Here is a 23,565-nt window from a genome sequence, read left to right as displayed (position 1 = left end):
CCGCGCGGCTCCGGCCGGGCCCGGGCGGCGGAGGCGTTCGCCCCCGCCGACCCCGGGCCCGTTCGGTCAGCTCCCCCCGCCGGTGCGGTGGGACACCCGGCGCAGCAGGACCAGTGCCCGGTCGATGACCCGGACCGGTCCGCCCGCCGTGACGAACGGCCGGTCCAGCACGTCCGGCTCGGCGGTGTCCAGCACCGTCTCCCAGGCCATCCCGTACTCGGTGCCCGGCACCGTGAAGTCCACCGCGTCCGCGCCGCTGTTGAGCAGCAGCAGGAACGAGCTGTCCCGGATACGCCTCCCCCGCGGATCCGGTTCGGTGATGGCGTCCCCGTTGAGGAACACCCCCAGGGCGCGCCCGGGGGCGTTCCAGTCGTTCCCGCTCATCGGGCGCCCGTCCGGGCGCAGCCAGGCGATGTCGGGCAGCCCCTCCCGGTCGTCCGCGGTCGTGGCGCCGCCCTCCACCGGGCTGCCCCGGAAGAAGCGCCGGCGCCGGAACACCGGGTGCTCCCGGCGCAGCCGGGCCAGCTCGCGGACGTAGTCCAGCAGGTCGTTCTCGGGCTCCTCCCCCTCGCCGAGACCGGCCGCCTTCCAGTCGATCCAGGAGATCTCGTTGTCCTGGCAGTAGGCGTTGTTGTTGCCCCCCTGGGTGCGTCCCACCTCGTCGCCGTGGGACAGCATCACCACCCCCTGCGACAGGTACAGGGTGGTGAGGAAGTTGCGCACCTGGCGGCGCCGCAGCGTGATGATCGCCGGGTCCTCGGTGGGTCCCTCCACCCCGTGGTTCCAGGACCGGTTGTCGTCGGTGCCGTCGCGGTTGTCCTCGCCGTTGGCCTCGTTGTGCTTGTGGTCGTAGGCGACCAGGTCGGCCATGGTGAAGCCGTCGTGGCAGGTGATGAAGTTGATCGACGCCACCGGGCGGCGGCCGTCGTCCTGGTAGAGGTCGCTGGAGCCCGACAGCCGCGAGGCCAGCTCGCCCAGCACCGGCTCGCCCCGCCAGTAGTCGCGCACCGTGTCGCGGTACTTGCCGTTCCACTCGGTCCACAGCGGCGGGAAGTTGCCCACCTGGTAGCCGCCCGGGCCCACGTCCCAGGGTTCGGCGATCAGTTTGACCTGCGAGATCACCGGGTCCTGCTGGACGATGTCGAAGAACGTGCTCAGCCGGTCCACGTCGTGGAACTCCCGGGCCAGGGCCGACGCCAGGTCGAACCGGAACCCGTCCACGTGCATCTCCAGGACCCAGTACCGCAGCGAGTCCATGATGAGTTGGAGCGAGTGCGGATGCCGGACGTTGAGGCTGTTGCCGCACCCCGTGTAGTCCAGGTAGTAGCGCTGGTCCTGGTCGCCGACCCGGTAGTAGCTGAGGTTGTCGATGCCGCGCAGCGACAGGGTCGGTCCCATGTGGTCGCCCTCGGCGGTGTGGTTGTACACCACGTCGAGCAGGACCTCGATGCCCGCCTCGTGCAGCGACTTCACCATCGCCTTGAACTCCTGGACCTGCTGCCCGCGCGAGCCGAGCGCCGCGTACCCGCTGTGCGGGGCCAGGAAGGCGAGGGTGTTGTACCCCCAGTAGTTGGTCAGCCCGCGCGCCACCATGGCGTGTTCGGGCACGAAGTGGTGCACCGGCATGAGTTCGACCGCCGTCACCCCGAGCGAGGTGAGGTAGTCGATCATCGCCGGGTGCGCCAGCCCCGAGTAGGTGCCCCGCTGGTGCTCGGGGATACCGGGGTGGCGCATGGTCAGTCCGCGCACGTGCGCCTCGTAGATCACCGTCCGGTGGTACGGGGTGCGCGGTCTGGACTCGTTGCCCCAGTCGAAGAACGGACTCACCACCACGCACTTGGGCACGTAGGGGGCGCTGTCGGCGGTGTTCTTGCGGCCGGGGTCGGCGAAGTGGTAGCTGAACAGTGATTCGTGCCAGGTGAGATCGCCGTTCAGCGCTTTGGCGTAGGGATCGGTGAGCAGTTTGTTCGGATTGCAGCGCAGTCCGTGCTCGGGTGCGTAAGGACCGTGGACGCGGTACCCGTACTGCTGCCCCGGGCCGATACCGGGAAGGTATCCGTGCCAGACGAAACCGTCGTATTCGGTCAGGGGTATACGGGTCTCCTCGCCGTCGTCGTCGAACAGGCACAACTCGACCTGATCGGCGGCCTCGGAGAAGAGGGAGAAATTGGTACCGGACCCGTCGTAGGTCGCACCCAGAGGATAGGAACTACCTGGCCAGACTTCCACCATAGGCGTTATCGGTCTTCTTGGTCTCGGGGCTTTCGTACGGTATCGGGTGGTTCGTCCGTGAGCGCTCCCAGTCGCGGGCGGGTGCGCGGACGATCCGTCGATGGCACGAAAGCGGATGGTCGTGTGGTGACGACTTCTTTCTTCCGCTCCGACCACAGAAGTATGCCGAACTGGACCGATGATCATTCATCGGCCGCCCCGGACCGGCCGCGGCCTCGGTGGTAGTCATGATTTCCGGTGATATGCGAGTCGGTCCGGGGACGAATTCCCGACGGGCTCCGACATGCGGCCCCCGGGGGAACCGCGGGGGCCGCGCCGCCCCGCCCGCCCCGGGCGGGGCGGCGCGGCCGTCGGGCCCCGGCGACCCCCACCGGGACGACGGCCGCCGACCGGTGGCGTCGATCGACTTCACCACCCGCCACGACGGTTTCACCACGGCCGACCCGGTCTCCTGCGACCACGGGCACGACGAGGCCGACGGCGCGGCCCCGGGCGCCGTGGCTCAGGCCCCGGGGCGGGCCCGGTCCAGGATCAGGTCGGTGTCCACACCCCGGGGCAGGGTGCCGAACACGTGCCCCCAATCCCCGCCCAGCCGGGAGGCGGTGAAGGCCTCGGCCACCGGGGTGGGGGAGTGGCGCAGCAGCACCGACGCCTGGAGGGTGAGCGCCATCAGCTCCACCACCGAACGCGCCCGGTACCGGACCTCCTCCAGGTCGCCCAGGGTCTGCTCCAGCCGCTTGACGGCCGTGTCGTAGTGGTCGTCCACGCCCCGGGCGGTGCCCAGTTCGGTGAGGAACGCCGCCACCGACTCGGGGCTGCGGCCCATCGCGCGCAGCACGTCCAGGGCGGCCACGTTGCCCGAGCCCTCCCAGATGGAGTTCAGCGGGGAGTCCCGGAACAGCCGGGGCATGCCCGACTCCTCCACGTACCCGTTGCCGCCCAGGCACTCCAGCGCCTCGGCGGCGTGCGCGGGCTGGCGCTTGGTCACCCAGAACTTGCTCACGGCCACGGCCAGCCGCCGGAACGCGGTCTCGGCCTCGTCACCGCGCACCGACCGGTCCACCGCACCGGCCAGGCGGGTCATCAGCGCCGTGGCCGCCTCCGACTCCAACGCCAGGTCGGCCAGCACGTTGCGCATGAGCGGCTGCTCCACCAGCCGTTCGCCGAACGCCGACCGGTGCCCGGCGTGGTGCAGGGCGTGGGTGAGCGCCGCCCGCATGCCCGCCGCCGAGCCGATGACGCAGTCCAGCCGGGTGCTGTTGACCATCTCGATGATGGTCGGCACCCCGCGGCCGGCCTCGCCCACCAGGTGGGCGACCGCGCCGTCGTACTCTAGCTCCGCCGAGGCGTTGGACTTGTTGCCGAGCTTGTCCTTGAGGCGCTGGATGTGCAGCCGGTTGCGGGTGCCGTCCTCCAGCACCCGCGGCACCAGGAAGCAGCTCAGCCCCTCGGGCGCCTGCGCCAGGGTGAGGAAGAAGTCGCTCATCGGCGCGGACGTGAACCACTTGTGCCCGGTGAGCAGGTGGTGGCCCTCGTCGGTGGGCACCGCGCGGGTGGTGTTGGCGCGCACGTCCGAGCCGCCCTGCTTCTCGGTCATGGACATGCCCGCGATGAGGCCGCGCTTGGTGTGCGGGGCGCGCAACCCGAAGTCGTAGGTGCGCGAGGTCAGCAGCGGCTCGTACCGCTGCGCCAGTTCCGGGGCGTGGCGCAGCGCGGGGACCACCGCGTAGGTCATCGAGATCGGACAGCCGTGGCCCGCCTCGGGCTGGGACCACAGGTAGAACTTGGCGGCCCGGGCCACGTGGGCGCCGGGCCGCTCGTCGGCCCAGGGGGCGGCGTGCAGGCCGAACTCGACCGCCTGGTCCATGAGGACGTGGTAGGCGGGCTGGTAGTCGACCTCGTCGATCCGGTGCCCGTAGCGGTCATGGGTGCGCAGGACGGGCGGGTAGGCGTTGGCGGACTCGCCCCAGGAGCGGACCCGCTCCGTTCCGGCGGCGTCGCCGACCTCGCGGACCTCCGGCTCGGCCCAGGCGGCGCCCTCGCGCCGGACACCCTCCAGCAGGGCGGGGTCGTCGGCGGCGTTGTAGTCGCCGAGCGGGGCGGCCTGGTTGAACACCTCGTGTGTCGGGGGCATGGCGTACTTTTCCGTTCCTGTTCGCAGGCGGCCGGGTGCCGCGCATCCTATCCCGTTGCGACCGGGAGTAACAGAATCAGGTTCGGTTTCGATCCGGGCCGCCCCGGCCGATGGAGAATGACACCATGACCTTCAAGGACCCCGTCCCCCTCCCCGCGCTACCGCCCCCGGAGCAGATGTGGGGCGGGCCCGCCGCGATCGCCGTGCTCGGCGTCCTGGTCCCCGACCACGACTCCCCGTGGCAGCGGTGGGGCCGGGCACTGGACCACGACCACAGCGAGGGCCGGTGCTGCCTCGCCCTGGTGGAGGGCGGCCGGGCCGTGCTGTTCGGCCACGACGTCGACGGCTCCCGCACCGGGCACGCCGCCCCGGCCGTCGACCTGCTCGCCGGCGGGCCCCACTGGCTGCCGTGGGAGTGGTTGGTCAAGGCCCTGCACGACGCCGGGATCGTCTCGTTCCTGTCCTGGTGGGACGGCCGCGCCTGGTACCGGGCGCCCCTTCCGGAGGGCGTGGACGAGGTCCTCCACCCGGGGGCCGACGCGGACGACGTGTACACGTCCCTTGAGGAGTTCTGCTTCGAAGGCGGGTGGGACGATGACGACGAGGCCCTTCCCGAGCGGCAGGAGGACCTCAGGGCACGCCTGACCGACCTGGTGGCCGCGGCCTCGGCACGACGCCTCGACGAAGGCGTGCTGAGAGGGCTCGCGGATGTTCTGCCCGACCCTGACGCCGCCGACGTCGAGGGGGCACTGGCCGAGGCCCGCCGCCTCGGGGTGACCGGGGAGGAGGAGCCCCCGGCACTGCCCGCCGGAACGGGCGAACCGGACGGTCGCCGCGTCCACCTGCCGCAGGGCCAGGCGGGCGCCTCGGTGGGGATGGCCGCCCGCGAGGGCGTGGAGCGGCCGCGACCGGCCCCCGCGGGGCCGGGTCCGGCCGGGCGGGCGTTCCTGGACTGGGCGGACGGGCACGCTCCGCACCGGGTGACGGTCTCCGCCGTCGGGTACGGCGACATCACCGTCCGGGTCGGGGCCGCGCACCTCCCCGCCCCTGCCCACGGGGGTGCCGACCCGGCGGTCGCCCTGGCCCGGGCCTGGCGGGAGGAGGAGGCCGACCCGCGCAGCGGCGCGTGGCTGTACGCGCGCGTGGACACGGGCCGGGGGACCGTGGAGCGCGTCTACGACCGCCTGCCCGAATGGGCGTACCCCGCCGAGATGGCCACGCGCGCCCTCGCCCGGCTGCGCGGGGAGATGGCCGCCCGCGACGAGGAGTGGCGCCCGGAGTGGGCGTCGCTGCTCGCCGAGGACTTCGTCCGCGACGGCGCCCCGCCCCACCTGTGCTGGCGCCCGGGGATTCCGGTCGTCCTCCGCTGAGGCCGCCCCGCGGCTCAGCGGTCCGTGCCCAGCGAGAAGCCGCCGTCCGTGGTGATGATCTGGCCGACGACCCAGCGGCCCCCGTCGGAGGCCAGCCAGCCCACCAGCCGGGCCGGGTCGGTGGGGTGCCCCAGCCGCCCGAACGGGGTGGCGGCCAGGACCCGCTCGATGATCCCCGGATCGCGGTCGGTGGACTCGGGGTCCAGGTAGCCGGTGTTCACCGGTCCCGGGTCGACCGTGTTGAGGACGACGCCCAGCGGCAGCAGCTCGGCGGCGGCCGTCGCGGTCAGCCCGGCCAGCGCCGCCTTGCTCGCGGCGTAGGCCACCTCGCCGGGCATGGGGCCGTGGATCTGCCCGGAGGTCGTCCAGAACACCCGGCCCGTGGCGTGCTCGTCCAGCGGGCCGGAGAACCCCCGCCGGTCCCCGGGACGGGCGGCCGGGGCCTCCTCCGTACCCGCGAAGGCCCTGGCGAAATGCGAGGTCAGCAGCAGGGTGGAGCGGGTGTTGACCGACCAGTGGCCGTCCAGTTTCTCGGCGGTCATATCCAGCAGTGAGCCGTCCCCGCCCGAGCGGGCGTGGTTGCACACCAGCACGTGCAGGGACCCGGTCAGCTCCCGGGCGGCCGCGACAAGGCGCTCGGGGGCCTTCGGATCGGCCAGGTCCAGGCCCAGGTCGCCGAAGGCGGCACCGGGGCGCAGGGCGGCCCGGACGCCCTCGCGCACCCCCTCCAGGTCGTCGGCGCTCCACGGCTGCCCGGTGTCGTGCGCCCGGTGGTGGTGGATGAACAGGTCGGCCCCGAGTTCGGCCAGGCGCACGGCGATCGCGTACCCGATGCCCCTGCGCCGGGAGACCCCCGTGACCAGGGCGGTCCTGCCGCGCAGCGGAAGGTGTTCCGAGTTCGTCATGGCCGCGATCCTAGGCTCCGTGACCCCCGGCCGCACCGGGTTCTCACCCGGCTAGGGCCAGAGCAGGCCGCGCCGCCAGGGGCCGCCGGGCTTCTGTCGCAGGTAGCGCAGGCGTACGTGGCGGCGGTCGGGGGAGCCCTGCCAGAACTCCACCTCCACCGGCCGGACCACGTACAGCCCCCAGTCGTCGGGCACCAGGGACGGGTCGGCCTCCACCCGGGCCCGGCTCTCGTCGAAGACCCGGTCCATCTCCGTGAGGGCGACCAGCGGGTCGCTCTGGCGTCCGTGCAGCCCGGCGGCCCGCGACTCCGGCGGCCGGTTCAGGAAGTCGGCGGCGCACCGCTCGGGGGAGGCGAGTTCCGTCAGGCCCCTGACCCGCACCTGGCGGCCCTGCTCGCGCCAGTGGAACAGCAGCGCCGCCTGCGGGTCCGCGGCCAGCTCCCGGCCCTTGCGCGAGGTCGTGGTGGTGGCGAACCACCATCCTTCGGGGGTCAGATCCTTGAGGATCACCACCCGCGCCGACGGTGCCCCGGCCTCATCGGCGGTGGCCACCGCCATGGCGTGCGGCTCGGACACCCCGGCGGCCACCGCCGCCTCGAACCACGCCGTGAACAGCGCGATCGGGTCGTCGGGGGCGGTGGACGGGTCGAACGCGGGCAGGTCCCCGGCGAACACCGGCAGGCCGCGCAGCAGGTCGCGGACGGACATGGGTCTCCTCTCGGATCGGCGCAGCCCACCCTACGGACCCACCGGAGAAACGGTGCACCAAGACTCCCCAAAGCCCGGGGTCCCGGGGTGTCCGTCCGGCCCGTGCCGGGCAGTGGCACCCCTGCGGTATCCGACGAGAGGGGAACGACCGTGGAGATCGGGTTCAAGCTGATGGCCGAGCGGTACAGCGCCCCCGAGTTGGTGCGCCAGGCGGTACGCGCCGAGGAGATCGGGTTCGACTTCGTGGAGATCAGCGACCACTACCACCCCTGGCTGTTCGAGCACGGGCACTCGCCGTTCGCCTGGTCGGTGCTGGCGGCCATCGCGCAGGCAACCGAGCGCATCCGCATCGGCCCCGGCGTGACCTGCCCGTCGATGCGGTACCACCCGGCGATCGTCGCCCAGATGTCGGCCACCACGGCGGTGCTCTCGGACGGCCGGCACTTCCTGGGCGTGGGCTCGGGGGAGCGGCTCAACGAGCACGTGGTGGGCGACGCCTGGCCGTCGGTCACCGTGCGGCACGCGATGCTGCGGGAGTCGCTCCGGATCATCCGCGTGCTGTGGACCGGCGGGTACCACTCCTTCGAGGGGGAATACCTGACCCTGGACGATGCCCGGGTGTTCGACCTGCCCGACACCCCGCCCGAGATCATCGTCGCCGCAGGCGGCGAACAGGCCGCGGCCCTGGCGGCGGAACTCGGCGACGGGCTGTTCGCCACCGAACCGAAACCGGAACTGGTGGAGGCCTACCGGGCCGCCGGCGGTGACGGGCCCCGGTACGTGGAGGTACCGCTCGCCGTCGCCGATGATGCGGACACCGCCCTCCAGCGGGCCTGGGAGGGGTTCCGGTTCGGACTCGGCGGCTGGAAGGTGATGTCGGAGCTGCCCAACCCGGTCAACTTCGAGGCGGCCACCTCGCTCAGCCGCCCCGAGGACATGCGACAGATGGCGTCGGCGGGCCCGGACCCTCAGGAGCACCTGGAGCAGGTCCGGACCTTCGCCGGGGCCGGGTTCGACCACCTGGTCCTGATGAACGCGGGCGCCGACGTGGACGACTTCTTCGCCTACGCGGAGAAGAACCTGCTGCCCGAGCTCACGTCCGCCCCCTGACCCGGGGCGGCCCGCGGGTCAGACCTCCAGGGGGTGGCCGGTGGTGGCGTCGATGTGGTCGGGGACCTCGCCCCGGTGGTCTCCGACCGTCAGCGTCCCGGTGGGCTCGAACAGCAGGATGGAGGCACCGCCGTCCGACTCGGGACGGTGCTCGACCCCGCGCGGCACCACGAACACCGAGCCGGGGCGCAGGGTGACCACGCGCTCCACCGCGCCCTCGCGCAGCCGGATGCGCAGGTCGCCGTCGATCAGCAGGAAGAACTCGTCGGTGTCCTCGTGGGCGTGCCAGATGTACTCGCCGCGCACCTTGGCCACCCGGACGTCGTAGTCGTTGACCCGGGTGAGGACGCGCGGGCTCCACAACTGGTCGAAGGAGGCCAGCGCGGTCGCCAGGTCGATGGGTTCGTCGCTCATGGACACCATCCTTCCGGTGGCTCCCCGACCGAGGAAGTGCTAGGAATCGCACATGTCGCAAGATTCCTCGCACCGGGTGGCGCTGATCGTGGACGCCGGGTCCAACCCGTTCGAGATGGGGGTGGCCACCGAGCTGTTCGGGTTGCGCCGCCCGGAGATCGACCGGACCTGGTACACGCTCACCGTCTGCTCGGCCACCCCCTCGGTTCCGGTGCACCTGGGCCTGTTCACCCTGTCCGACCTGGCGGGCCTGGATGCGGCGGCCGGGGCGGACACGGTGATCGTGCCCAACCGCCCCGACCCGTGGACGCCGCCGCGCCCCGAGGTGCTCGCCGCCGTGCGCGGGGCGCACGCGCGCGGGGCGCGCCTGGTGAGCTTCTGCACGGGCAGCTTCACCCTGGCGGCCGCCGGAGTGCTGGACGGGCGCCGGGCGGCCACCCACTGGCGGCACGAGGAACTGTTCGCCCGGCTGTACCCGAAGGTGCGGCTGGAGCACGACGTGCTCTTCGTGGACGACGGCGACGTGCTCACCGCGGCGGGCAGCGCCGCCGCCCTGGACCTGGGGCTGCACCTGATCCGGCGCGACCACGGCGCGGAGGCGGCCGCCTCCGTGAGCAGACGGCTGGTGTTCACCGCGCATCGGGAGGGCGGGCAGCGCCAGTTCGTGCCCGCCCCGGTCCCGGAGACCGCCGACGTGTCACTGGCGCCGGTCCTGGACTGGGCGCGCGAACGCCTGGCCGGACCGCTCACCGTCGCCGACCTGGCGGCCCGCGCCGCGGTGAGCCAGGCGACCCTGCACCGGCGCTTCCGCGCAGAGCTGGGCACCACCCCGCTGGCGTGGCTGCGCGCCGAACGCGTGCTCGCCGCCCGGCGACTGCTGGAGGGTACGGAGCTGGACCTGTCCGCGGTGGCCCGGTCCAGCGGCCTGGGCACCCCGGCCAACCTCCGCGAGGCGGTCCGCGCGCACACCGGCCTCAGCCCCTCGGCCTACCGGTCCGCGTTCCGCCTCACCTGAGAGCGGGGGCGCGTGTGGTACCCAGGGACCGTGACGAACGGGAAGAGGGGGCGCGCCGTGGTCGCGGTACTGGTGGTCGTCGCCCCGCTCCTGCTGTTGACGGGATTCCTCTGGGCGGGGCAGCGCTCGGTCATCTACCTGCCCTCCGCCGTGGTCCCACCGCCCGCCGCCGAGGTCATCCCGGGTGCGCAGGACGTGCACCTGACCGCCGAGGACGGGCTCGTACTGGGCGGCTGGTTCGTGCCGCCTCCGGGACGGGGCCGCGAGGCCGCCGTGCTGGTCGCCAACGGCAACGCGGGGAACCGGGAGAGCCGGGTTCCGCTGGCCCGCGCGCTGGCCGCCGAAGGATTCGCGGTGCTGCTGTTCGACTACCGGGGCTACGGCGGCAACGAGGGTTCGCCCTCCGAACCCGGACTGGCCGCCGACGCCCGCGCCGCCGCCGACCACCTGGCCGAACGGGGGTTCGCGGCCGACCGCACGATCTACTTCGGAGAAAGCCTGGGCGCCGCCGTCGCGACGGGGCTGGCGGTGGAGCGGCCGCCCGCGGCGCTGTTCCTGCGCTCGCCGTTCAGCTCACTGGCAGACCTGGGGGAGCGGCACTACCCGTTCCTGCCGGTGCGGCTGCTGCTGTGGGACCGCTACCCGGTGGCCGAGCAGGTGGCGGGGGTCGACGTCCCCACCACCGTGGTGCTCGGGGACGCCGACCGCGTCGTGCCGCCGGAACAGAGTCGAGAGGTCGCCGCCGCCAGCCCGAACCTGGTGGAGGAGGTGGTCCTGCCCGGAGCAGACCACAACGACGCCGAACTCGTGCACGGCCCCGAGGTGATCGAAGCTTTCGTCCGCCTGGCCGACCGGGCTCTCTAGTGCTGTGACCGCATAGGTTCGCCGGGTTCGGTCAGACCTGCTCGGAGGCGGCTGCGAGATGGCGGCGGCAAAGGTCGGCGGACGTGAGGTAGGGCTTGTGCAGCGCCTCGCTGTAGAGCCGCATCTCACGGGCCGCTCGGTCCAGGTGCTGCCAGAAGGCGAGCGGCAGGTCGAGGTCGTTGCCGAGATCAACGATGCAGTTGAAGGCGAGACCCAGTTCGTTGTGCTCCAGGAACTCAAGCGTCGCTGAGAGATCGATGTCGGGCAGGCCCGCCAGGTGGGCCCGAGCGGTATCGAGGTGGCTTCGGGTCCGGTTCCAGCCGGCCTGAAGCGCCTCACGATCAACGGTCATGGTGCCAGTGTCGCTGGTGTGGTCGGTGCACTCACGTGATTTTCGCGGGTCGTCCGCCCCAGCGCAGCCTCTTCTCGCTGCGGACGCGGGCGCGCTCGCGGCGCTGGGCGGCGAGGATGTCGGCTGCCGAGCGGTCCGAACTCGTCGAACGCGAACACCCCTTTCGGGAAAAGGCTCAGGGCGTGCTCGATCCCGGTCAAAGCACTGGCGGCGGTGTCGTCAGCCGCGCACGGTGGCGCTGCGGAGAAGGGCGGCCCACTCGGCGGCGGGGATTTCGAGGTGCCCCAGGTGTCGGTTCTGGGTGTCGCGGATGCCGACACGAGAGTAGGTCACCATGCCCCGCGCCTCGACGCAGTTCCCGCCCTCGCCGTTGCTGTAGCCGGACTTGGACCATTGCTCGCTGATCATGGAGCTTCTCCTCGAATCTCTTCCAACCGGGCCCGGGAGGCGGAAGCGGGGAGGGCGGCGCTCCGCAGCTCGCCGAAGACTCGCTCGTAGCCCTGGACGATCCCGGGCTCCCTGATGGTCAGACCTGCTCCACGCCCCTCGATGTACGCGAAATCGCCGCTGTCGGGGACTGCGAGCAGTTTAAAGGAGCCGTCGAGGCCGGGATGCTGCTCGGTCAGCATCGGCACCAGCTGGATGGTGACCCGCGGCCGGTAGGAGAGCTCCAACAACCGGTTGATCTGCGCGTACATGATGCCCGGGTCGCTGAATGCGCGCATCACCGTGCTCTCATCCAGGATGATTGCGCACATCGGCGGGTGCTCCCGGTCCAGGATCGACTGCCGGTGCAGGCGAGCCCGGACCATGGCCTCGATCTTCTCCGGCGGCGCGTGCGGTGATCCCATCTGGCTGATCACCCGGGCGTAGCCCTCCGTCTGGGCCAGTCCTGGAACGACTCCGAAACCGTATTCGCGGATCTCTGTCGCCGTCTGCTCCGCCTCGGCCACTTCCCGGAAGTAGTCGATCATCCCGTTCGGCGAGAAGTAGGCGTCCCATGCGTTCAGGAGAGCGCCGTTGGCGGTGAGGGCCGTGTCCAGTCGTTCCACATGCTCCCTTTTTGTGCCTTTGTCTCCTGCCTCCAGCGAGCTGACCGTGCTCTGCGAGAGAAAGGAGGACTGTGCCATCTCCTGCTGAGTCATCCCTGCCCTCAGCCGGTGGTTGCGCAACAGAAACCCAAATTTCTTCCTTGATGAATTGCTCGCCACCACCGTTTTACCGCCTTTATCGCCAACGAACCGCCGTGTACCGCAAGGCATAGGAATAAGACCGCATTGCGGAATGATTGTAGAACGGTGTGGCGAGAAAGGGCAGGCTTTTCTGCGGAAGGCTTGCTGCCTGCGGAAATGCGGGCGAACCTGGCCACCAGGTTGCCCCGGCGGCTGTTATGGACAGCCCCGGGGCGCGGCCTCCGACCCCGAGCCATCGGTTCGACACCGGCACACGAGGAGAGGCACATGCAGGCTACAACGCCCGCCCCCAACCCGCCCCGGCGCATTCCCTTCCCCGATCCCGCGAAGACCGGCCTGCTGTGCGGCAGCGACCCCCGGCACGTCGCCATCGCCCGCCGCTGGATCTCCCACTCCTCCCAGAGCGGGCCCTCGGTGACCTCCGCATTGGTCTCGGCGCTGAGCGAACTCCACACGAACTGCCTCCGCCACACCCTTTCCGGAAGGCCCGGCGGCACCGTCCGCATCGTTCTCGAACGCCAGGAATTCGTGCACATCCTCTACGTCACCGACAACGGCCCCGACACCTCCGCACCTTTCGGCGTCCCCATCGCCCTTCCACCCACCCCGGCCGACGAACTCCCCGCCGTCGGCGGACACGGGCTGCGGCTGCTCGAATCCCTCTCCCTCTACTGGGACTGGACCGGCGAGGCCGGGGGACCGCTCACCGTGCGCGCGGTTTTCAGCCGCGCCGCGGACCACCGGATCCGCCGCCCCCGGTCGCCTCGGCCATGAGCTCGATCAAGCGCTTCAGCACGCGCAGCTGCGCCGGGTTGTACAGCTCCGCCGCCGCCTCACCCATGGTCTGCGCCGCCCGCCGGGGGCCCTGCGGCGAGTCCGACACCGGGTCCGTCGTCCCGGCGCTACGCAGGGCCACCGGCACCAGCCGCTCGGCCAGATCGGCGATCGTGGCGCCGTCGGCGTCCGCCGGCAGCGCCTCGAACTCCTGCTCCGTCGCGTCCGGCTCGCTGATGAGCTCGCGAAACTCCTCGATGGACCTCTCACTGAACACGGTCGAATAGACCGCCAGCAGCGACCGCTGCCGCTCGGACAGGTCACCGTAGACCGAGGCGAATCCGGGCGGGGTGTGCGCCGGGACGCGGTGGCGCAGCAGGTCGGCGAGCTCCTCCCGTACCCGGGTCAGCCGGTCGATCTTCGCCTCCAGCTCCGCATCGAGCACCCGGATCGCCTCGTCCGGCTCCCCGTCCTCACGCTCCATCGCCGCGATCTCCGAAAGCGGGACCCCCAACTCGCTCAGGCGCCGGATCTGCACCAGCCGGACCAGATGGGCGACCCCGTACTGCTTGTACCCGTTCGCCGTCCGCTCCGGTACGTCCAGCAACCCGATCTCGTGGTAGTGCCGCACGGCCTTCAACGTCGTTCCGGCCAGCTCGGCGACCTGCCGGGTGCTCCACGCCATGCGCCCCTCCTGCGGTTCCGTTCCCGTGTCCAGCCCACATCCTGCCCCGTACACCGGGTCAAGGGTCTCCTCGCGCCGGGCTTGACCATGCCCCGAGGGCATGGTCTGGAGTGGTGGTGACCGTTCGGACCCCGCAACAGAAGAAGACACATGCACAGCCTTCGCGAGCCCTTCAGGATCATCCGCGCCGACTTCCGCGCCTACCTCGTCATGAACGCCATCATGTTCGGCCTCTTCCTCATCGGCGTCGCCGCGGCGTTCGCCTTCCCCGACCTGAACGCGGCGCAGACCGCGTCCATGGACGAGGACGGCACGACGGACCTGGTGGTGGAGCTGCTCGGGAACGTCTGGCTGTTCAGCCTGACCATCTTCGCGGTGAACGTGCTGACGGTCGCCGTACCGGTCATCCTGCTCCCCTCGATGGCCGTGCCCTTCGCCGGGATCATCCTCTTCTCGTACAAGGCGTTCACCTTCGGGGTGACCCTGGCCCCGGTCGACGCGACCGCGGCGAAACTCCTGATCCCGCACTCGTTGACGATCCTCATCGAGTTCCAGGCCTACATCCTCGTCATGCTCGCCGTCTACCTCCTGGGTCGGGCCTGGCTGCGCCCCGCGACGGTCGGCGCCGACACCCGCCGCCAGGCGTACGTCCGCGGGCTGAAGCAGGTCGGGTGGCTGAGCCTGCCCGCGCTGGCGCTGTTCGTCATCGGCGCGATCTACGAGGCCTTCGAACTCATCTACCTTGTGCCCCCGCTGGTCCTGGGCTGATACCGGCCTCTTGCCCCGCCTCGGGCAGAATCGGGAGATGCTGAACATCGGATCGGTCGTGCTGGGCGTCTCCGACGTGGCCCGCGCCACGGCATTCTGGGCCGCCGCCCTCGACTACACGCCCCGCGAGCCCGGCACCGACCGCTGGGTCGTCCTGGTCCCCGTCCACGGCCCCGGCGTGCAGGTGGCGCTCGGCCTGAGCGACGTGCCCGTCCAGGAACACCCCCGGGTCCACCTGGACCTCTACGCCCGCGACGCCGCCGACCAGACAGCCCAGGTGGACCGGCTGGTGGCACTAGGCGCCGAACGCGTCGACTGGGACCTCTACCCCGAGGACCCCGACTTCGTCGTCCTCGCCGACACCGAGGGCAACCGCTTCTGCGTCATCGACGCCAGCCGATCCTGACCGGAAACGGCGTTCATCTCGCCCGGCGAGCCCGGGACCCCGGCCGTGTCACGTCACCGGGGTGCCGGGCCCCAGGGGGTTGTCCACCTGCCCGGAGTGCCTGGCCCCTGCCGGAGGGCGTCGCGCCGCCCCCGCCCCCAGGGGGTTGTCCACCCGCCCGGGAACCCCGGCCCCAGCCCGGAGGGTGAACCGGGGCATTCGCCCCGGGGGGTTGTTCACCCGACCGGAATGCTCAGCCATAGCCGTGTCACGCCAGTGGGAACCCCGGCCATAGGGGGTCTTCGCGACAGAGGTGAAGGTTTCCAAAAGCTCAGCCGCTTGGAAACGGACGGGGCGCTACGCGTGGGCCCGGCCCCGGCCGCAGTCGGCGCCCGGCAGCTTTGCAGACCGGTGCGTTGGGCGCACGTCCCGGGGTGGTGGGGGTGTGACTGCCGGAGCCGGGTGCACGTGGAGCGTGCACACCCGCACCGCCCGGAAAGGGAGGCAATGGTCCGCCTGCACACAGGAGGATGCTCCACGCTCGCTTGAAAGCCCGACCACAGACGGGGTGACCCCGGCGGTGCCCGCCCTCCGCCACCACAGGGGGGTGAAGGGAAGGAAGGACTGAGACCCCCGCCACACGGGGGGTGAACCGGAGTGTTCCCGCGACCCCGGCCCCGGACCGGAAGAAGAACCGCGACCCCCACGCAGGGGGGGTGTGGACCCGGGCGTGCTCGCGACCGGGCTCCACAAGGGTGAACCAGAGCGCTCCCGCTCACTGAGGTGCCGGTGGCGAAGACCATTTTTTTCGGACGCCCCCGGGCGGCCAGGTCCGGGGGCCGGGTGCGGGTCGCATCCCTGCGGGTGGTGGAGGCCGGCGGCTCTTCCCCCCGCCCCCCTTCTGTGGCGGGGATCGCGAGCACGCCCGGGTCCGCCCCTTCTGGGGTCGGGGCCGCAGATGTGTCCTGCCTTCACCCCGGGCGGCCGGGGTGTGCGGTCCTTCCTCCGGTCTGGGGTCGGGGGTCGTGGGAGCGCTCCGGTCCACCCCCCTGGGGTATAGGTCGCGGGAACGCCTCCCTCAACCCCCCTGGGGTGGCGGAGGGCGGGCACCGCCGGGGTCACCCCACCTGTGGTCGGGCTTTCAAGCGAGCGTGGAGCATCCTCCTGTTTGCAGGCGGACCATTGCCTCCCTTTCCAGGCGGTGCGGGTGTGCACGCTCCACGTGCACCCGGCTCCGGCAGTCACACCCCCACCACCCGGGACGTGCGCCCAACGATTCCCTCCACCACTCTGCCGGGCGCCGACTGCGGCCGGGGCCGGGCCCACCCGGAGCGCCCCGTCCGTTTCCAAGCGGCCGGGCTTTTGGAAACCTTCACCTCTGTCGCGAAGACCCCCTATGGCCGGGGTTCCCACTGGCGTGACACGGCTATGGCGAGCTTCCCGGTCGGGTGAACAACCCCCCGGGGCGAATGCCCCGGTTCACCCTCCGGGCTGGGGCCGGGGTTCCCGGGCGGGTGGACAACCCCCTGGGGCGGGGGCGGCGCGATGCCCTCCGGCTGTGGCCGGGCACTCCGGTCGGGTGAACAACCCCCCGGGGCGAATGCCCCGGTTCACCCTCCGGGCTGGGGCCGGGGTTCCCGGGCGGGTGGACAACCCCCTGGGGGCGGGGGCGGCGCGACGCCCTCCGGCAGGGGCCGGGGCTCCAGGCCGGCGGCACCTCCCGGGGCCAAGCGGAGAAGACCACCGCGGCCTCAACCCCCTGCGGAGGAGGCCCCGGTCCACCCTCCGGCCGGGGCCGGGCACCCCAGCCGGGGTGGGCAACCTCCTGCTTCTGGGCGGGGAGGGTGACCGCGGCCTCCACCCACACGTGCCCGGGACGGAGGGAACGCCCGCCCGAACCCCCGGAGCCGAAGGAGGTGATCCTCCCTCCGGCCGTGGCCGGGCCCCGTACAGCACACCCGCCACCCACCACAGCGTTGAAAAGGTACGGGTGAGCGTGCAGGCGGGCCGGTCCGGGCCGGAAGGTCGCTGCGGCCCCACCCCCGGCTCTGGCCGGGTAGCCCGGTCAGGTGAACGACCCCCGGGACGGAGGATTCCGGTCCACCCTCCGGCTGTGACCCGGGTTTCCGGCCGGGTGGGCAACCCCCACTAGAACCCGAGCCCGCGACCCCGACCCAGCCCGGAGCAAGAACCGCTCACTGAGGTGTCCCAGAGGGTGAACCCGCACGTGCCCGCAGCCTTCACCGCAAGGGGAACCCAGGCGTGCTCGCGACCCCGGCCACCCGGGGTGAAGACCGCGACCCGCCCGTATCCCCCCACCGCGTCCCCGATACGATTCCTCTTGCCCTCCCTCGTCTCCCCTTGCCGTTCAGCATCACCGAGGCGAGAGACAAGTAAGTGATCCCGTGATGGGATCACTCCCGAGGTGTAGCGACAGGGCACGGCGCGAGAGGGGACCATGGCCGAACCGGCGGAATCCGCAGAACCCCCCGAACACACCCGCTGGCTCTGGGCCCTGCTGGGCAGCGTGGTCCTCACCCACACCGCCCTCAACCTCACCCGCCCCCTCATCTCCTACCGCACCATCGCCGTCGGCGGCGACGCCGTCGAGGTCGGCCTCATCACCGCCGCCTACGCGCTCCTGCCCCTGGTCATCGCCGTCCCGCTGGGCCGGGCCACCGACCGTTCGGCGCGCATCGCCTGGATCGTCGGCCTGGGTTCGTTCATCCTCGCCGCGGGCGGCCTGCTGCTCTCCCTGGTCGGCGGGCTGGCGGGCCTCGCCCTGGCCAGCACCGTCGTCGGCGTCGGCCACCTGCTGTGCATGGTCGCCGGGCAGGGCCTCATCGCCCGCCACTCCCGCCCGGAGCACCTGGACCGCGACTTCGGCTGGTTCACCGCCGCCGCCTCCCTGGGCCAGCTCGCCGGCCCCCTGATCTCCGGTGCCATGCTCGCCGACGCCTCCGGGGACGCCCTGCTCGCGGCCACCTCCACCGCCCTGGTGGTCGCCGGGACCGTCGCCGCCCTGGGCGCACTGCCACTCCTGCCCCTGTTCCGGCTGCGCCCGGTCCGGCGCACCGCCGAGCAGAAGGCCGCGCCGCCGGTGCCCACCCTGGACCTGCTGCGCCGCCGCCGGATGCCCTCCGCTCTGCTGACCAGCCTGGCACTGCTCTCCGCAGTGGACATCCTCACCGCCTACCTGCCCCTCATCGCGGAGAGCCGGGGCATCCCGCCGGTGCTCGTCGGCGTCCTGCTCAGCCTGCGCGCGGGCTCCTCCCTGCTCTCCCGCCTGACCCTGCCGTGGATGCTGCGCCGCTGGTCGCGCAAGACCCTCATCGTCGCCAGCACCGCCGTCGCGGGGCTGGCGTTGACCCTGGTGGCCCTGCCGCTGGGCGGGTTCGCGGCCCTGGCCGTCGTATTGGGCCTGGGCGGGTTCCTGCTCGGCCTGGGGCAGCCGCTCACCATGGCCGAGGTGACCACCCTGGCCCCCGAGGGCGCCCGCGGCTCCGCCCTGGCGCTGCGCATCTGGGGCAACCGGCTCGGTCAGGTCGCCATCCCGGCCGCCGCGTCCGCCGTCGCCGGAGTGGTGGGCGCCCCCGGCGCCCTGCTGTTCTCCGCCGTCGTGCTCCTCACCGCTGCCGCCACCGCCCGCTGACCGGTTCTGTCGGCCCGGGCCGCCGGGATGGCCGCGCGACCCCGTCGATGAGGGGGACCTGTGCCCGTCACCAACACCGCCGCCGAACACGTCCACCTGGAGGGCATGGAGGACGATCCCGCCTTCCCCGACCACCTGATCGGCAAGGGCAGGTCGATTCCGCTCGCGCCCTGCGAGCGTATCGAGGCCGACCGGCCCCCCGACCTGTCGGCCCTCTACCTCCTCACCAATGCGGCCACCGCAGAATTCAACGCACTCCAGAAGGAGTTCTGGGCGATGAACAGCGACACCGTCATCCGTGAGTCCATCGCCGTCGCTTTCATGCATGTCATGAACGCCTACGGGTGCGCCGACGCCGACCTGGAAGAGGCACTCGCCCCGCGTGGCCGGTGACACGCGGAAAGGGGGCCGTGTCCGTACACGGCCCCCACAGGAGAGAAGCGGAGAGGCGTCCGACCGTTACGCCTTGATCGAGGTCTGCTCACGCCCGGCGTCGTGGCCGACCGTGATCTTGCGGGCCTTGGACTGCTCGGCCACCGGGATCCGCAGGGTCAGCACGCCGTCGGCGTAGTTCGCGGTGATCCGGTCGGTGTCCAGGGTGTCCCCGAGGAAGACCTGGCGGCTGAAGGTGCCGCTCGGCCGCTCGTTGACGATCAGTTCCAGGTCGTCGCGGCGCAGGCCGGGGCGCTCCGCCTTGACGGTGAGGACGTTCCGCTCGACTTCGAGGTCGATGCTCTCGGGGGAGACCCCGGGCAGGTCGAAGTGGACCACGAAGTCGTCGTTCTCGCGGTAGGCGTCCATCGGCATGACGGCCGGTCGGCCGTTCTCCAGGAGCCGCTGGGTGATCCGGTCGAACTCACGGAACGGGTCGGTGCGCATCAGCATCGCTCGTCACCTCCAAGTACCTTCGACGTCATCGTCGATGACTTGATGCGAACACACTCAACTTTATTGATCAGCTCGGGCTTGTCAAGTCCCAGGTGATGAGGCCAGGAGACGGCCCCGCCCTCTCCGACGCCGTCCTCCAACGGCTCCCCGGATATGCCGGGCCCCGCGGCGTCTGGCGCAACGCCGCGGGGCCCGGGGTACGATGCCGGAACCCTCACCAGGGGTGTTCGGGTACCAGCCGCCGTATCTCCGGTGCGGCCGCGGTCAGGACCGTCTCGAACCACACGGAGAAGCCCGCGTCCTCCCGGAACCCGCTCAGCTCACGGGGGTCGACCAGGGCCGTTTCGGACACCTCGGCGGGATCGGGTCGCGGGACGTCCGCGATCCGACCCACGAAGAGGTGGTTGAACTCCCGCTCGACCAGCCCGGAACCCGGGTCCTCCAGGTCGTAGCGGACGGTGCCGGCCGCCGTCAGCGACCGGGGTGCCGTCCCCAACTCCTCCACGGTGCGCCGGGTCGCCGCCAGGAACGGCGGTTCCCCCGGCAGGGGATGGCCGCAGCAGGTGTTCGACCACACGCCGGGGGAGTGGTACTTGCCCTGGGCCCGTCGCTGTAGGAGCATCCGGCCATCGGAGGAGAAGAGGAACACGGAGAACGCCCGGTGTGGTCGTCCCGGGGGCCGGTGCGCCGCGAGCTTCTCCTGCGTGGCGATCGTCCTTCCGGCGTCGTCGACCAGTTCGACCAGGATCGTGGACCGTCCGGGCCCGTGCCCGGTGCTCTCGGACACGGCCGGTCAGCCGGCGAACGTGCCCACGGGCGGGTACTTCTCCCCGACGATGAGGTCACCGGGGCCGAACCCCAGGTCCTCCTCGGAGAAGCCCGCGTCGGCGTCGAACCGGGTCTCGGCGTCGATGTACACCGTCCCCAGCGACAAGCGGTCGGAACCGCTCAGGTTCGCCCCGGCCATGTGCACGACCCGCTCGTTGTGGAAGGTGCATCCACCGGCCCGCAGCGGCACCGTCACCCGGGGACGCCACGACAGCTCCGGATACTTGGAGAAGATGTCCCAGTCACCGGGGCCGGGAGGCGGGATCTTGTGCGAGCCCGGCACGAAGGACATGCACCCCCGCTCCACCGGTACGTCCACCAGCGCCACCCAGGCCGTCATGGTGACACCGCCCTGCCACGGCCAGTACGGCTCGTCGATGTGCGGCGGGGTGGCCGCCGAGTTGTCGCTGGGCTTGCGCAGGATCTCCGAACGGAACATGCGCAGCGGACGACCGGAGATCATCTCGGCGATGGTGGTGACCCGGGGGTGCAGGGCCAGGCGGCGCAGGGCCTCGCTGCGGGTCTCGGCCTCCTCCAACCACTGCATGACGGTCGCACCCTTGTCCTTGACCATCTCGTCCACCGAGTCGTCCCACACACCCCCCTTCTCCTCCTCGATGAGCTTCTTCGCGTCCGCATAGCACTCGGCGACCTCCTCGTCCGTCAGGACCCGGGGGATGTGGAGGTACCCCTCCTCGCGGTACTTGCGGATCGCCTCCTCCGTCAGGTTCTCCGGAGTCGTCAGTTCCGTGTCGTCGGTCACGGCCATTCTCCCTTCCAGGCGTTCACCCACGTTTCTAACGCCCGGAGACCCCGGCCGAAGAGATGCGGTGATCACTGTGTCATGTCGCGATTTCCACGGGACCGGACGACATGACAAACCGGATTCGCGCCCCTTGTCCTGCCCCGGGGCCACGACCACCCTTGGCTGCGTTCTCATCTGCCGCAGAAAAGTGAATTCCCATGCGCATTCTCTTCATACCGGGAAACAGCCCTTCGCCGATCTTCTCCCACGCGGCCCTTGCCTACGCCGCGCGCGGGGCCGGGCACGAGGTCGTGGTCGGGGGCATCGAATGGGTGGTCCCCGACATCGCCGCCATCGGTCTCACCCCCTTCACCATCGCCCCCGTCACGGGGGCCGACGTCGCCGAGTTCATGGGCAACGCCCCCGCGGACCCGGTCCAGCAGGCCATCGCCGTCGGCCGCATCTACGCCGACATCGCCCTGCGCAGCCAGCCGGCGCTGCTCGACCTGGCCGAACAGTGGCGACCCGACCTGGTGGTCGGCGGCTCGATGTTCTACTCCGCACCGCTCCTGGCCCACACGCTCGGAATACCGTCCGTGCGCCTGGAGTGGGACCGTACGGACTCCGCCATCTACGCCCCCGGCGCCCGCGAGGTCCTGGCCCCCGAACTCCGGCGGCGCGGCTTGACCGCCGTCCCCGACCCCGACCTGTGGATCGACATCTGCCCCCCGGGGTTGCGCGTCCCCGGCCAGGAGGCCGGGCGTCAGCCGATGCGCTGGCTGCCGGTGAACCCTCAGCGCCCCCTGGAGCCGTGGATGTACACCCGGGACGAGCGGCCCCGCGTCTACATCACCGCGGGGGCACGGGTGCCCGACCCCGGTGCCCTGGTCCACATGGCCCGGAGCGTCGCCGAACTCGGCGTCGAGGTGGTGCTCGGAGCCGCCGAGCACGTCGCCGCCCAGATCCGTGACGACCTGCCCGACGCACACGTGGGCTGGGCGCCCCTGGACGTGGTCGCTCCCACCTGCGACGTGATCCTGCACCACGGCGGCGGCGTGACCGATATGGCCGCCCTGCGCGCCGGGGTGCCCCAGCTCATCGTCGAACAGGACGTCTCCGCCGACGCCATGAGCCGCCTGGCCGAGTACGGGGCGGGCATCCTCCTCGAACCGGGCTCCCAGCGGGCCGAGGACATCGCGGCGGCCTGCGGGCGACTGCTGTCCGAGCCCGCCTACCGCGACCACGCCCGCGCGCTGGCGGAGCAGATGGCCGCGCTGCCCTCTCCGGCGGAGGTCGTCGGCCTGCTGGAGAAGCTCGCCCGATGACCTCCCTGCGGCTTTCGGCCGCGACCGGTCCCGAGAACGCGACCGAGAACACGACGGATGCGGTGGAGCAGATCAGGAGTGAGGACGACATGACCATCCGCGTATGGGACTATCTGCCCGAATACGAGAAGGAGCGCGACGACGTCCTCGACGCCGTCCGCACCGTCTTCGCCTCCGGACGGCTCATCCTCGGTGAGAGCGTGCTCGGTTTCGAGCGGGAGTTCGCCGCCCGCCACGCCCTCGCCCACTGCGTCGGCGTGGACAACGGTACGAACGCCGTCGTCTTGGGGCTGCGCGCGCTGGGTGTGGGCCCCGGTGACGAAGTGGTCACCGTGTCCAACACGGCGGCCCCCACGGTCGTCGCCATCGACGCCGTCGGCGCGACCCCGGTGTTCGTGGACGTCCGGGAGGCCGACCAGCTCATGGACACCGGCCTGCTGGAGGCCGCGGTCACCGAACGCACCAAGGCGCTGCTCCCGGTCCACCTGTACGGCCAGTGCGTGGACATGGCGGCGGTCCGCGATGTCGCGGACCGCCACGGCCTGGTGGTCCTGGAGGACTGTGCCCAGGCGCACGGGGCCCTGCACCACGGCCGGCGGGCCGGGACCATGGGCGACGCGGCCGCGTTCTCCTTCTATCCCACCAAGGTGCTCGGGGCCTACGGGGACGCCGGAGCCGTGGTCACCGACGACCCCGGGGTCGACCGGGCGCTGCGCCGGCTGCGTTACTACGGCATGGAGGAGGTCTACTACGTCGTCGACACCCCGGGGCACAACAGCCGCCTGGACGAGGTCCAGGCCGAGATCCTGCGGCGCAAGCTGACCCGGCTGGACGACTACGTGGCGGGGCGTCGGGAGGTGGCCCGCCGTTACGCCGAGGGACTGGGCGACCTGGTGTCCCCCGACGGCCTGCGCCTGCCCCTCACCACCGAGGGCAACGAGCACGTCTACTACGTCTACGTCGTCCGCCATCCCGCGCGCGACACGATCATCGAGCGCCTGCGGGAGCACGACATCCACCTCAACATCAGCTACCCCTGGCCGGTCCACACCATGTCCGGCTTCGCCCATCTGGGGGTGGAGCGGGGCTCCCTGCCCGTGACCGAGGCCCTGGCGGGGGAGATCTTCTCCCTGCCCATGTACCCCCACCTGCCCCGGGAGCACCAGGAGCGGGTCATCACCGTGCTGCGCAAGGTCCTGGACGAACTCTGAGGAGAAG

At 71.6% G+C, this 23,565-nt stretch carries 23 protein-coding genes; 11 read left to right on the top strand and 12 right to left on the bottom strand.

Annotation, left to right across the window (positions count from 1 at the left end; all coding sequences use genetic code 11):
• Positions 1-66: 66 nt before the first annotated feature.
• Positions 67-2,232, bottom strand: coding sequence for a glycogen debranching protein GlgX (gene glgX / locus QJS33_RS16535; RefSeq protein ID WP_306368882.1), 2,166 nt, complete (start codon positions 2,230-2,232; stop codon positions 67-69).
• Between the two features lie 502 nt (positions 2,233-2,734).
• Complete coding sequence (locus QJS33_RS16530; RefSeq protein ID WP_306368881.1) at positions 2,735-4,366, bottom strand: acyl-CoA dehydrogenase family protein; 1,632 nt, start codon at positions 4,364-4,366, stop codon at positions 2,735-2,737.
• Positions 4,367-4,491: 125 nt separating this feature from the next.
• Between QJS33_RS16530 and QJS33_RS16525 the strand changes: the two genes are divergently transcribed.
• Positions 4,492-5,736, top strand: a complete 1,245-nt coding sequence (locus tag QJS33_RS16525) for a hypothetical protein (protein ID WP_306368880.1) — start codon at positions 4,492-4,494, stop codon at positions 5,734-5,736.
• Positions 5,737-5,750: 14 nt separating this feature from the next.
• On the opposite strand, the gene QJS33_RS16520 is transcribed toward QJS33_RS16525, so the two are convergent.
• Positions 5,751-6,641 carry an SDR family oxidoreductase gene (locus QJS33_RS16520; protein WP_306368879.1) on the bottom strand — a complete coding sequence of 297 codons (891 nt, stop codon included), beginning with the start codon at positions 6,639-6,641 and terminating at the stop codon, positions 5,751-5,753.
• A gap of 51 nt (positions 6,642-6,692) precedes the next feature.
• The gene (locus QJS33_RS16515; RefSeq protein ID WP_306368878.1) at positions 6,693-7,349 is read right to left on the bottom strand and encodes a pyridoxal 5'-phosphate synthase; all 657 of its coding nucleotides are present in this window, start codon (positions 7,347-7,349) and stop codon (positions 6,693-6,695) included.
• 150 nt (positions 7,350-7,499) lie between these two features.
• Between QJS33_RS16515 and QJS33_RS16510 the strand changes: the two genes are divergently transcribed.
• Positions 7,500-8,459 carry a TIGR03557 family F420-dependent LLM class oxidoreductase gene (locus QJS33_RS16510; protein ID WP_306368877.1) on the top strand — a complete coding sequence of 320 codons (960 nt, stop codon included), beginning with the start codon at positions 7,500-7,502 and terminating at the stop codon, positions 8,457-8,459.
• An 18-nt stretch (positions 8,460-8,477) separates the two neighbouring features.
• Here the strand turns inward: QJS33_RS16510 and QJS33_RS16505 are convergent, their stop codons facing one another.
• Entirely contained in the window at positions 8,478-8,873 is a 396-nt protein-coding gene (locus QJS33_RS16505; protein WP_306368876.1) for a cupin domain-containing protein, read from the bottom strand.
• A 52-nt stretch (positions 8,874-8,925) separates the two neighbouring features.
• On the opposite strand from QJS33_RS16505, the gene QJS33_RS16500 reads away from it, so the two are divergent.
• On the top strand, positions 8,926-9,888 hold the full coding sequence (locus QJS33_RS16500) for a helix-turn-helix domain-containing protein (protein ID WP_306368875.1): 963 nt from the start codon (positions 8,926-8,928) through the stop codon (positions 9,886-9,888).
• A 30-nt stretch (positions 9,889-9,918) separates the two neighbouring features.
• The gene (locus QJS33_RS16495) at positions 9,919-10,752 is read left to right on the top strand and encodes an alpha/beta hydrolase (RefSeq protein ID WP_306368874.1); all 834 of its coding nucleotides are present in this window, start codon (positions 9,919-9,921) and stop codon (positions 10,750-10,752) included.
• A gap of 31 nt (positions 10,753-10,783) precedes the next feature.
• Here the strand turns inward: QJS33_RS16495 and QJS33_RS16490 are convergent, their stop codons facing one another.
• From QJS33_RS16490 to QJS33_RS16480, 3 genes are all read right to left on the bottom strand, one after another.
• The gene (locus QJS33_RS16490; RefSeq protein WP_306368873.1) at positions 10,784-11,104 is read right to left on the bottom strand and encodes a MafI family immunity protein; all 321 of its coding nucleotides are present in this window, start codon (positions 11,102-11,104) and stop codon (positions 10,784-10,786) included.
• A 219-nt stretch (positions 11,105-11,323) separates the two neighbouring features.
• Positions 11,324-11,512: a DUF397 domain-containing protein gene (locus tag QJS33_RS16485; protein ID WP_306368872.1), complete on the bottom strand. Its 189-nt coding sequence runs from the start codon at positions 11,510-11,512 to the stop codon at positions 11,324-11,326.
• Positions 11,509-12,318 carry a helix-turn-helix transcriptional regulator gene (locus tag QJS33_RS16480; RefSeq protein ID WP_306368871.1) on the bottom strand — a complete coding sequence of 270 codons (810 nt, stop codon included), beginning with the start codon at positions 12,316-12,318 and terminating at the stop codon, positions 11,509-11,511. Before QJS33_RS16480 ends, QJS33_RS16485 begins: the two co-directional genes overlap by 4 nt.
• A 246-nt stretch (positions 12,319-12,564) precedes the next feature.
• On the opposite strand from QJS33_RS16480, the gene QJS33_RS16475 reads away from it, so the two are divergent.
• Positions 12,565-13,071, top strand: a complete 507-nt coding sequence (locus tag QJS33_RS16475; protein ID WP_306368870.1) for an ATP-binding protein — start codon at positions 12,565-12,567, stop codon at positions 13,069-13,071.
• On the opposite strand, the gene QJS33_RS16470 is transcribed toward QJS33_RS16475, so the two are convergent.
• The gene (locus QJS33_RS16470; RefSeq protein WP_306368869.1) at positions 13,019-13,756 is read right to left on the bottom strand and encodes a MerR family transcriptional regulator; all 738 of its coding nucleotides are present in this window, start codon (positions 13,754-13,756) and stop codon (positions 13,019-13,021) included. The genes QJS33_RS16475 and QJS33_RS16470 overlap by 53 nt on opposite strands.
• Positions 13,757-13,906: 150 nt before the next feature.
• Between QJS33_RS16470 and QJS33_RS16465 the strand changes: the two genes are divergently transcribed.
• The 4 genes from QJS33_RS16465 (at position 13,907) to QJS33_RS16450 (ending at position 18,954) form a co-directional block, all read left to right on the top strand.
• Positions 13,907-14,524 (top strand): stage II sporulation protein M, encoded by a 618-nt coding sequence (locus tag QJS33_RS16465; RefSeq protein ID WP_306368868.1) that lies wholly within the window; start codon positions 13,907-13,909, stop codon positions 14,522-14,524.
• A 37-nt stretch (positions 14,525-14,561) separates the two neighbouring features.
• A complete protein-coding gene (locus tag QJS33_RS16460) occupies positions 14,562-14,930 on the top strand; it encodes a VOC family protein (RefSeq protein ID WP_306368867.1) in 369 nt (122 codons plus the stop codon).
• 2,437 nt (positions 14,931-17,367) lie between these two features.
• On the top strand, positions 17,368-18,561 hold the full coding sequence (locus QJS33_RS16455) for an MFS transporter (protein ID WP_306368866.1): 1,194 nt from the start codon (positions 17,368-17,370) through the stop codon (positions 18,559-18,561).
• A 60-nt stretch (positions 18,562-18,621) separates the two neighbouring features.
• Positions 18,622-18,954, top strand: coding sequence for a DUF5713 family protein (locus QJS33_RS16450; protein ID WP_306368865.1), 333 nt, complete (start codon positions 18,622-18,624; stop codon positions 18,952-18,954).
• A gap of 66 nt (positions 18,955-19,020) precedes the next feature.
• On the opposite strand, the gene QJS33_RS16445 is transcribed toward QJS33_RS16450, so the two are convergent.
• The 3 genes from QJS33_RS16445 to QJS33_RS16435 form a co-directional block, all read right to left on the bottom strand.
• Positions 19,021-19,446, bottom strand: a complete 426-nt coding sequence (locus QJS33_RS16445) for an Hsp20/alpha crystallin family protein (RefSeq protein WP_306368864.1) — start codon at positions 19,444-19,446, stop codon at positions 19,021-19,023.
• Between the two features lie 217 nt (positions 19,447-19,663).
• Positions 19,664-20,236: an isopentenyl-diphosphate Delta-isomerase gene (idi, locus tag QJS33_RS16440; RefSeq protein ID WP_306368863.1), complete on the bottom strand. Its 573-nt coding sequence runs from the start codon at positions 20,234-20,236 to the stop codon at positions 19,664-19,666.
• 6 nt (positions 20,237-20,242) lie between these two features.
• On the bottom strand, positions 20,243-21,040 hold the full coding sequence (locus QJS33_RS16435) for a phytanoyl-CoA dioxygenase family protein (protein WP_306368862.1): 798 nt from the start codon (positions 21,038-21,040) through the stop codon (positions 20,243-20,245).
• A gap of 200 nt (positions 21,041-21,240) precedes the next feature.
• Here QJS33_RS16435 and QJS33_RS16430 point away from each other — a divergent pair, with 200 nt between their 5' ends.
• Positions 21,241-22,347: a nucleotide disphospho-sugar-binding domain-containing protein gene (locus QJS33_RS16430; RefSeq protein ID WP_306368861.1), complete on the top strand. Its 1,107-nt coding sequence runs from the start codon at positions 21,241-21,243 to the stop codon at positions 22,345-22,347.
• A gap of 89 nt (positions 22,348-22,436) precedes the next feature.
• Positions 22,437-23,558, top strand: a complete 1,122-nt coding sequence (locus tag QJS33_RS16425) for a DegT/DnrJ/EryC1/StrS aminotransferase family protein (protein ID WP_306368883.1) — start codon at positions 22,437-22,439, stop codon at positions 23,556-23,558.
• The last annotated feature ends 7 nt before the right edge of the window (positions 23,559-23,565 follow it).

The sequence above is a fragment of the Nocardiopsis sp. CC223A genome, from assembly GCF_030766825.1.
Classification (GTDB): domain Bacteria; phylum Actinomycetota; class Actinomycetes; order Streptosporangiales; family Streptosporangiaceae; genus Nocardiopsis.
The sequence above is the reverse complement of the archived record's forward strand: the minus strand, read 5'-3'. Positions and strand labels throughout refer to the sequence as shown.

What these genes read in the sequence shown, in the direction of transcription:
- QJS33_RS16475 (WP_306368870.1), top strand. Translation starts at nt 12,565, where the DNA reads ATGCAGGCTACAACGCCCGCCCCCAACCCGCCCCGGCGCATTCCCTTC.
- QJS33_RS16465 (WP_306368868.1), top strand. Translation starts at nt 13,907, where the DNA reads ATGCACAGCCTTCGCGAGCCCTTCAGGATCATCCGCGCCGACTTCCGC.
- QJS33_RS16455 (WP_306368866.1), top strand. Translation starts at nt 17,368, where the DNA reads ATGGCCGAACCGGCGGAATCCGCAGAACCCCCCGAACACACCCGCTGG.
- QJS33_RS16460 (WP_306368867.1), top strand. Translation starts at nt 14,562, where the DNA reads ATGCTGAACATCGGATCGGTCGTGCTGGGCGTCTCCGACGTGGCCCGC.
- QJS33_RS16485 (WP_306368872.1), bottom strand. Translation starts at nt 11,512, where the DNA reads ATGATCAGCGAGCAATGGTCCAAGTCCGGCTACAGCAACGGCGAGGGC.
- QJS33_RS16425 (WP_306368883.1), top strand. Translation starts at nt 22,437, where the DNA reads ATGACCATCCGCGTATGGGACTATCTGCCCGAATACGAGAAGGAGCGC.
- QJS33_RS16490 (WP_306368873.1), bottom strand. Translation starts at nt 11,104, where the DNA reads ATGACCGTTGATCGTGAGGCGCTTCAGGCCGGCTGGAACCGGACCCGA.
- QJS33_RS16470 (WP_306368869.1), bottom strand. Translation starts at nt 13,756, where the DNA reads ATGGCGTGGAGCACCCGGCAGGTCGCCGAGCTGGCCGGAACGACGTTG.
- glgX (WP_306368882.1), bottom strand. Translation starts at nt 2,232, where the DNA reads ATGGTGGAAGTCTGGCCAGGTAGTTCCTATCCTCTGGGTGCGACCTAC.
- QJS33_RS16520 (WP_306368879.1), bottom strand. Translation starts at nt 6,641, where the DNA reads ATGACGAACTCGGAACACCTTCCGCTGCGCGGCAGGACCGCCCTGGTC.
- QJS33_RS16525 (WP_306368880.1), top strand. Translation starts at nt 4,492, where the DNA reads ATGACCTTCAAGGACCCCGTCCCCCTCCCCGCGCTACCGCCCCCGGAG.
- QJS33_RS16500 (WP_306368875.1), top strand. Translation starts at nt 8,926, where the DNA reads ATGTCGCAAGATTCCTCGCACCGGGTGGCGCTGATCGTGGACGCCGGG.
- QJS33_RS16515 (WP_306368878.1), bottom strand. Translation starts at nt 7,349, where the DNA reads ATGTCCGTCCGCGACCTGCTGCGCGGCCTGCCGGTGTTCGCCGGGGAC.
- QJS33_RS16530 (WP_306368881.1), bottom strand. Translation starts at nt 4,366, where the DNA reads ATGCCCCCGACACACGAGGTGTTCAACCAGGCCGCCCCGCTCGGCGAC.
- QJS33_RS16505 (WP_306368876.1), bottom strand. Translation starts at nt 8,873, where the DNA reads ATGAGCGACGAACCCATCGACCTGGCGACCGCGCTGGCCTCCTTCGAC.
- QJS33_RS16430 (WP_306368861.1), top strand. Translation starts at nt 21,241, where the DNA reads ATGCGCATTCTCTTCATACCGGGAAACAGCCCTTCGCCGATCTTCTCC.
- QJS33_RS16445 (WP_306368864.1), bottom strand. Translation starts at nt 19,446, where the DNA reads ATGCTGATGCGCACCGACCCGTTCCGTGAGTTCGACCGGATCACCCAG.